The sequence below is a fragment of the Armatimonadota bacterium genome (assembly GCA_035527535.1).
Taxonomy (GTDB): Bacteria; Armatimonadota; Hebobacteria.
On sequence record DATLAK010000040.1, the window covers coordinates 1 to 6,491 of the forward strand.

The following is a 6,491-nucleotide window of genomic DNA, read 5'->3' on the forward strand; positions in this document are numbered from 1 at the left end:
GCGGCCCTCCGGGCCTAGCCACTCACAGTGACGACGGTCTGGTGGTGTCATTCTGAACGGAGCCCTTCGGCTACGCTCAGGGTAAACTGCGCGAAGTGAAGAATCTCGCTGCGGCCTGATCGGAAACTGGGTAACCGTCAGCACCCCGATGGGGGGGTATGAGCCGAGAAGTGGGGATGCGCGCCGACCGGGCTGCGGCTCCGGGGTCGTCCCCACGGGCCGGCGGAAGCGCGTAACGCCGAAGACGGTGAGGTAGCGCGCCGCCGCGCTCACCGGAGGGGGCGGGAATCAGGTCTGCGAATCGGCCTCGTCTCTGCCACAGCGATAGGCGGCGGCATAGCCGTGGCGGGTGAGCTCGTGGTTGTACATCTCGGCCGCGCGGAACAGCGCTACCGCGGTCTCGTCGCCGCCCTGCAACAGCCGGCGCAGCAGGCGCGCGCCGGGGGTGGTGCGGTCCTCGCCCAGGAGCGCGCGCGCCTCCTCCATGTCGAAGAACTCCTCGTGGGCGTGAGCTTCGGCCGCGGCGAGCTGCGGTTCCAGGCGCTCCCACTCCTGCTGTGTCAGATGTAAACCGTCGGCCATATACTACCTCCGAAAGCATAGCATCTCAGTTTGCTGCGGATACTGTGGAATAACTGGCCGTGCGCACATGCACACGCCGGGTGACGCAGCCAATGTACTCCCACACCTTCATTCCACGAGGCGACGAATCGCGGGCGACGAGTTGCCCGCACCTGGGATCGGCGAACGGGCCGGGCAACCATTACGCAATGCCCTGCACGCTCAATGTCTGTCACGCCGACCCCCTTCGGCGCAAAGGCCCTTACGACCTTCCCCTCGCGTGCCAGGCTCAGTGGTGCCTGGGCGGCGAGTATCGCCACTGCGCCTATTGGCAGACCGGCGATGACATCCGCCTCTCGCTGGCCGGGTTCATCCTGCGCCAGATGCGGGTGGTGCACGCCGTTTGCGCACGCGCCCTGCGGCCCTAAGGATCGTCGCGCCCGAGTGCCCCCACGCGGCTCCCGCCCCGAGCGTCGCGCCCCGTGTTCCTTGCGCCGGGCATTGCCGGTTGCGCGCCAGGGCGCAATCTGCTACAATCCCGCCTGATGACGGCATCTCGGTCGAGACCGACATGTATTCACCATCACGCGGCGAGTTCCGAGAACGCGCGCGACGGGGCGACCTCATCCCAGTCTATCGAGCCGTCCTGGGCGACCTCGAGACTCCCGTCTCGGCGTTCCTCAAGCTCGGCTCGAGCGAGCACGCCTTCCTGCTGGAAAGCGTCGAGGGCGGGGAGAAGGTCGGCCGCTATTCTTTTCTCGGCAGCGAGCCGTTCCTTATCTTCCAGAGCAAGGGCCGCCAGGTCCGCATAGACGGCGCCGACGGCGCCGAAACCCGCGAACTCGCGCCCGATGCCGACCCCCTGATGGTGCTCGAGGAGCTGCTGGCGCGGTACCGTTTCGTCCCCAACCCCGAGCTGCCGCGCTTCTGCGGCGGCGCCGTGGGCTATCTGAGCTACGACCTCGTGCGCTTCTTCGAGCGGCTCCCCAACGGCACCACCGACGATCTCGACCTGCCCGACTGCATGTTGGTCTTCACCGACACCTATCTCATTTTCGATCATCTGCAGCGCAAGATCCTGATCCTCGCCAACGCCTATGTCGGCGACGACCCCGATGCGGCCTACGCCCAGGCGGTGGCCAAGATTGACGCGATGGCGCAGCGCCTGGCGCGCCACATGGATCGCCCGCACCTGGCAGACGACCCCGGCGCGGGCGCGGCCGTGCAGCCGGTCGCCGCGCAGTCCAACATGACGCCCGAGCAGTTCATGGCCGCGGTCAGTCGCGCCAAGGAATACATCGCCGCCGGCGACGCGATTCAGGTTGTGCTCTCCCAGCGCCTGCGCAAGCCCCTGCGCGCCGAGCCGTTCGAGGTCTATCGCGCGCTGCGCTCGCTCAACCCGTCGCCATACATGTATTATCTGACGTATGGAGACTTGAAGATCATCGGCAGCTCGCCCGAGCGCCTGGTGTCGGAGGAGGGGGGCGAGGTCATCACCCGCCCCATCGCCGGCTCGCGCCCCCGCGGGGCGACGGCGCAGGAGGATGCCGCCTTGGTCGCGGACCTGCTGGCGGACGAGAAGGAGTGCGCGGAGCACATCATGCTGGTGGACCTGGGGCGCAACGACATCGGCCGTGTGTGCGAGCCCGGGACGGTGGAGGTGGACAAGCTGATGTCGGTGGAGCGTTACTCCCACGTCAGCCACATGGTGTCGAACGTGCGGGGGCGGCTGGCGGCGGGCAAGGATCAGTTCGACGTGCTGCGGGCGTGCTTCCCGGCGGGGACGGTCTCGGGCGCGCCCAAGATCCGGGCGATGGAGATCATAGACGAGCTGGAGCCGACGCGGCGGGGGCCGTATGCGGGGGCCATCGGCTACTTCAGCTTCAGCGGGAACATGGATACCGCCATCACCATCCGCACCATCGTCGCCAAGGGCGACACGGCGTACGTGCAGGCGGGGGCGGGGATCGTCGCCGATTCGGTGCCGGAGCGCGAGTACCAGGAGACGATGAACAAGGCCATGGCCCTGCTGCGCGCGCTGGAGATGGCGGAGGGGGGGCTGGGATGAAGCAGCGGACGAAATGGAACCACGAAGACGGCTAGGCCTGCGGCCGCCGTGGCGGGCCCGACCCGTCGGGTCCCGGCCACACGAAGACACCAAGGGGAGGGAGAATCCACAGATTGCGCAGATGAAACGAAGGGCGGACGAAAGTGGCCGCCGATGAACGCCGATAGACGCCGATGACAGACAGTAGGGGCGCAGCATGCTGCGCCCAAGAGGTAGGGCCAAGCAATAGGCAGCTATTCATGAAGAAGCCACGCGAGAATGGTGACGAGCCGAAGGCTGATCCACGCGGGCCGGCCGTGTGGGAGAACTGGATAGCGGCGCTCAAGGGTCGTGAATTCCCGGGGGCTTACGAAGTGCCGCTGTACACGGATGCATACGTCACCGGCGAACTCGAGGAGGGTTACGGCCCGTATAGGCTGCTGAACCTCGTGCCTCACATCAAGCCCGGAGTATCCCGGCAGGCGATAGTGCTAAGAGTTGAGGCGCAGATCGTCTTTGACTCGGAAGACCCCTTGTTTCGTCTGGATGACCTGCCGCGGGGAACCAAGTGCAAGCGATACCATGGCGGGGGACGGGATGACGAGGTGGCGGCGCTTTTCTCCTTGTCGTTGGGCATCCGCTTGAAGCCCGGAGATTGGTCGCGCTGGTTCATCCCAGGGGAAGACCCGAAGGGCAGACCGCGTCCACGACATGGAGAAGAGCCAGTGCTGCTTAGAGGCGCAGACCGGCGAGTCATCCCAGGGCCGGCGCGGGAGCAGTCCCTCAACGACGACGTGTTGGTGAAGCATCTTCCTTTGGTTGAACCGTCAGATGCGTTTGCCATCGTGCGCGCCGCACGGCTTTACCAGGATGCGCTGTGGATTGCCGAATCGCAGCCTGAACTGTCGTGGCTGATGTTCGTATCCGCCGTGGAGACTGCGGCGAACCACTGGCGATCGGCGGAGGAGACCCCTCGTGAGAGGTTACATGCAAGCAAGCCGGAGCTTGAAGAGCAATTGGTCGCGGTCGGCGGCGAGGCCCACGCGGACAAAGTCGCCCACATGATGGTGGAGTCCCTGGGGTCAACGAAGAAGTTCGTGGACTTCGTTTCGCGATTCTGGCCCGATCCGCCGTCATCTCGCCCGCCGGAATGGGCGCAATTCCCATGGGATGACAAGACGGCCATCAAGAAGGCGACGCGAACCATCTACGACTACCGTTCAACGGCGCTACATGACGGGACGCCCTTTCCTCTTCCGATGTGCGAGCCGCCCTGGATCGGGGGAATGCCGGTACCTTCTGAGCGCCCAGGGGTCCAGGCCACTTATCTCCCGGCTGCCGGGGTGCAGTGGACTAAGGGTGACTTGCCCATGCACCTGCACACCTTCGAGTATATCGTCCAAGGCGCGCTGTGCAAGTGGTGGAATAGCATGATTCCCGCAGACGACACAGCCGGGGGCCCTTCGACAGGCTCAGGACAGGCGGGCTGTGCCACATAATAGGATGTTGGCAGCCGAGACGGCTGTCCTACTGTCTGGACTTGGTGTCTTTGTGACTTGGTGGTTGGAACCCGGCTGGTGAGTGACGACCATGATCCTCATGATTGACAACTACGATTCGTTCACCTACAACCTGGTGCAGTACCTGGGCGAGCTGGGGCAGGAGGTGCGAGTCTATCGCAACGATAAGCTCAGGGTCGAGGAGGCGGTGGAGCTGGCCCCCGATCATGTCGTCATTTCCCCGGGGCCGGGGACGCCGGAGGACGCGGGCGTTTCCATGGAGCTGATCCTGCGCCTGTCCAGGCGCGTGCCGATATTGGGCGTATGCCTGGGGCATCAGTGCATGGGGCAGGCGTTCGGCGGCCGCATCGTGCGCGCGCCGCGCCTGATGCACGGCAAGACCTCGATGATCGCGCACGACGACCGCGGGGTGTACCGCGGGCTGCCCAATCCCTTCGAGGCGACGCGCTATCATTCGCTCATCATCGAGGAGCAGTCCCTGCCCGCCTGCCTGGAGGTAACCGCCCGCAGCGCGGACCTGGGCGAGATCATGGGGGTGCGCCACCGCGAGCATCCCGCCACCGAGGGGGTGCAGTTTCACCCCGAGTCGGTGCTGACCGCTGCGGGCAAGGACCTGCTGCGAAACTTCCTGGGGCTGCCGATCTCAGCGGCGGGGGTGTGACGACGCGGATACTTGGGGTTAGGCTAACTGACGCCTCCCCCTTCCAGGGGGAGGATGAAGGTGGGGGTGAGATGGTGGCGCGGCCGTCCCGGCTGCGAAATGATCGGCAGGCGAGACGCCTGCCCCACCAATCCACCCTCACCCAACCTCTCCCTGTCAGGGAGAGGCGTTGGCATCGTGGAGCGGCGACGGAGGGTGCAATGATTCGGCAGATCATCGGTAAGCTGTTGGAGCGCCAAGACCTGACCGAGCAGGAGGCGGCCGGCGCCATGACGCAGGTGATGGCGGGTGAGGCCACCCCGGCGCAGATCGCCGCGCTGCTCGTGGGCCTGCGCATGAAGGGCGAGACGGTGGACGAGATCACCGGCTTCGCCCGCGCCATGCGCGACCAGGCGGTGCGCATCACGCCGCGGCGGCATCCCCTCGCCGACACCTGCGGCACCGGCGGCGACCGCGTCAAGACCTTCAACGTCTCCACCGCCGCCGCGTTCGTGGCGGCGGGCGCCGACGTCGCCGTCGCCAAGCATGGTAATCGCTCCGTCACCAGCAAATGCGGCAGCGCCGACGTGCTCGAGGCGCTGGGCGTGTCCCTCGACCTGGAGCCGCAGGAGGTTTGCCGCTGCATTGACGAAGTCGGCATCGGCTTCATGTTCGCGCCGCGCTTCCATCCCGCGATGAAGCACGCGGCGCCGGTGCGCCGGGAGCTCGGTATGCGCACCGTCTTCAACCTGCTGGGGCCGCTGACCAACCCGGCGGGAGCCACCGCGCAGTTGATGGGCGTCCCCGGCCCCGAGTGGGCGGCGCCCCTGGCCGGGGTGCTGGCGAAGCTCGAGGTGGAGCACGCCTTCGTCGTGTACGGCGCGTGCGGGGTGGACGAGATCTCGATCACGAGCGAAACCTGCGTCCACGAGGTGCGCGACGGACAAGTGCGATCATATACCGTAACGCCTGAGGATTTCGGCATGCCCAGGGCCGAGCCGGATTCCGTGCGCGGCGGCGACGCCCAGGTCAGTGCGCGGCTGCTGACCGCAGTCCTCGCCGGCGAGCCGGGTCCGCGCCGCGATATCGTCATCCTCAACGCGGCGGCGGTGATCGCCGCCGCGGGCAAGGCGAACGATCTTACCGAGGGGATCGCGGTCGCGGTCGAATCCGTTGACTCCGGCGCGGCGCGCGCGAAACTCGGTGGGCTGCAGGCGTTCTGCGCGGGGAGGCAAGCGGCGTCGTGAACGTGCTCGACGAGATCTTGCGCCACAAACGCCAGGAGGTCGCCCAGCGCCGGGCCGGGCAACCCCATCCGGCTGCCCGCGGCGAGCCGGCGCGCGCCTTCGCCTCGGACCTGCGCGGCGAGGGCGTAGCGATCATCGGCGAGTTCAAGCGTTCCTCGCCCTCGCGCGGCGCGATCGCGCAGGCCCGCACGCCGGCGGAGACCGCGGCGGCGTATGAGCGCGGCGGCGCGGCGGCGGTGTCGGTGCTGACCGACGAGCGCTACTTCGGCGGCACGCTGGAGGACCTGCGCGAGGCGCGCGCGGCGTGTTCGCTGCCGATCCTGCGCAAGGATTTCATCATAGACGAATGGCAGCTACGGGAGACGGCGGCGACGGGCGCCGATGCGGTGCTGCTGATCTGCGCGGCGTTGAGGGATGACCTGGAGGCGATGCTGGAGGCGGCGCGCGAGCTGGGCCTGGCGGCGCTGGTCGAGACG

7 protein-coding genes are annotated in these 6,491 nt (G+C 67.0%); 6 read left to right on the forward strand and 1 reads right to left on the reverse strand.

Translation table 11 applies throughout. The features are described from left to right. Positions 1-288: 288 nt before the first annotated feature. Positions 289-582, reverse strand: coding sequence for a hypothetical protein (locus tag VM221_02250; GenBank protein ID HUT73640.1), 294 nt, complete (start codon positions 580-582; stop codon positions 289-291). Between the two features lie 92 nt (positions 583-674). Between VM221_02250 and VM221_02255 the strand changes: the two genes are divergently transcribed. The 6 genes from VM221_02255 to VM221_02280 all read left to right on the forward strand — a co-directional run. After that, the gene (locus VM221_02255; protein ID HUT73641.1) at positions 675-989 is read left to right on the forward strand and encodes a hypothetical protein; all 315 of its coding nucleotides are present in this window, start codon (positions 675-677) and stop codon (positions 987-989) included. Between the two features lie 143 nt (positions 990-1,132). Then, positions 1,133-2,629 (forward strand): anthranilate synthase component I, encoded by a 1,497-nt coding sequence (gene trpE, locus VM221_02260; GenBank protein HUT73642.1) that lies wholly within the window; start codon positions 1,133-1,135, stop codon positions 2,627-2,629. 239 nt (positions 2,630-2,868) lie between these two features. Beyond that, positions 2,869-4,107, forward strand: coding sequence for a hypothetical protein (locus tag VM221_02265; GenBank protein ID HUT73643.1), 1,239 nt, complete (start codon positions 2,869-2,871; stop codon positions 4,105-4,107). 91 nt (positions 4,108-4,198) lie between these two features. Next, positions 4,199-4,789, forward strand: coding sequence for an aminodeoxychorismate/anthranilate synthase component II (locus VM221_02270; GenBank protein HUT73644.1), 591 nt, complete (start codon positions 4,199-4,201; stop codon positions 4,787-4,789). Positions 4,790-4,989: 200 nt separating this feature from the next. Then, positions 4,990-6,015, forward strand: coding sequence for an anthranilate phosphoribosyltransferase (gene trpD / locus VM221_02275; protein HUT73645.1), 1,026 nt, complete (start codon positions 4,990-4,992; stop codon positions 6,013-6,015). After that, positions 6,012-6,491 (forward strand): indole-3-glycerol phosphate synthase TrpC (locus VM221_02280; protein ID HUT73646.1); only part of this gene is annotated, 480 nt, incomplete at its 3' end. The genes trpD and VM221_02280, both read left to right, overlap by 4 nt.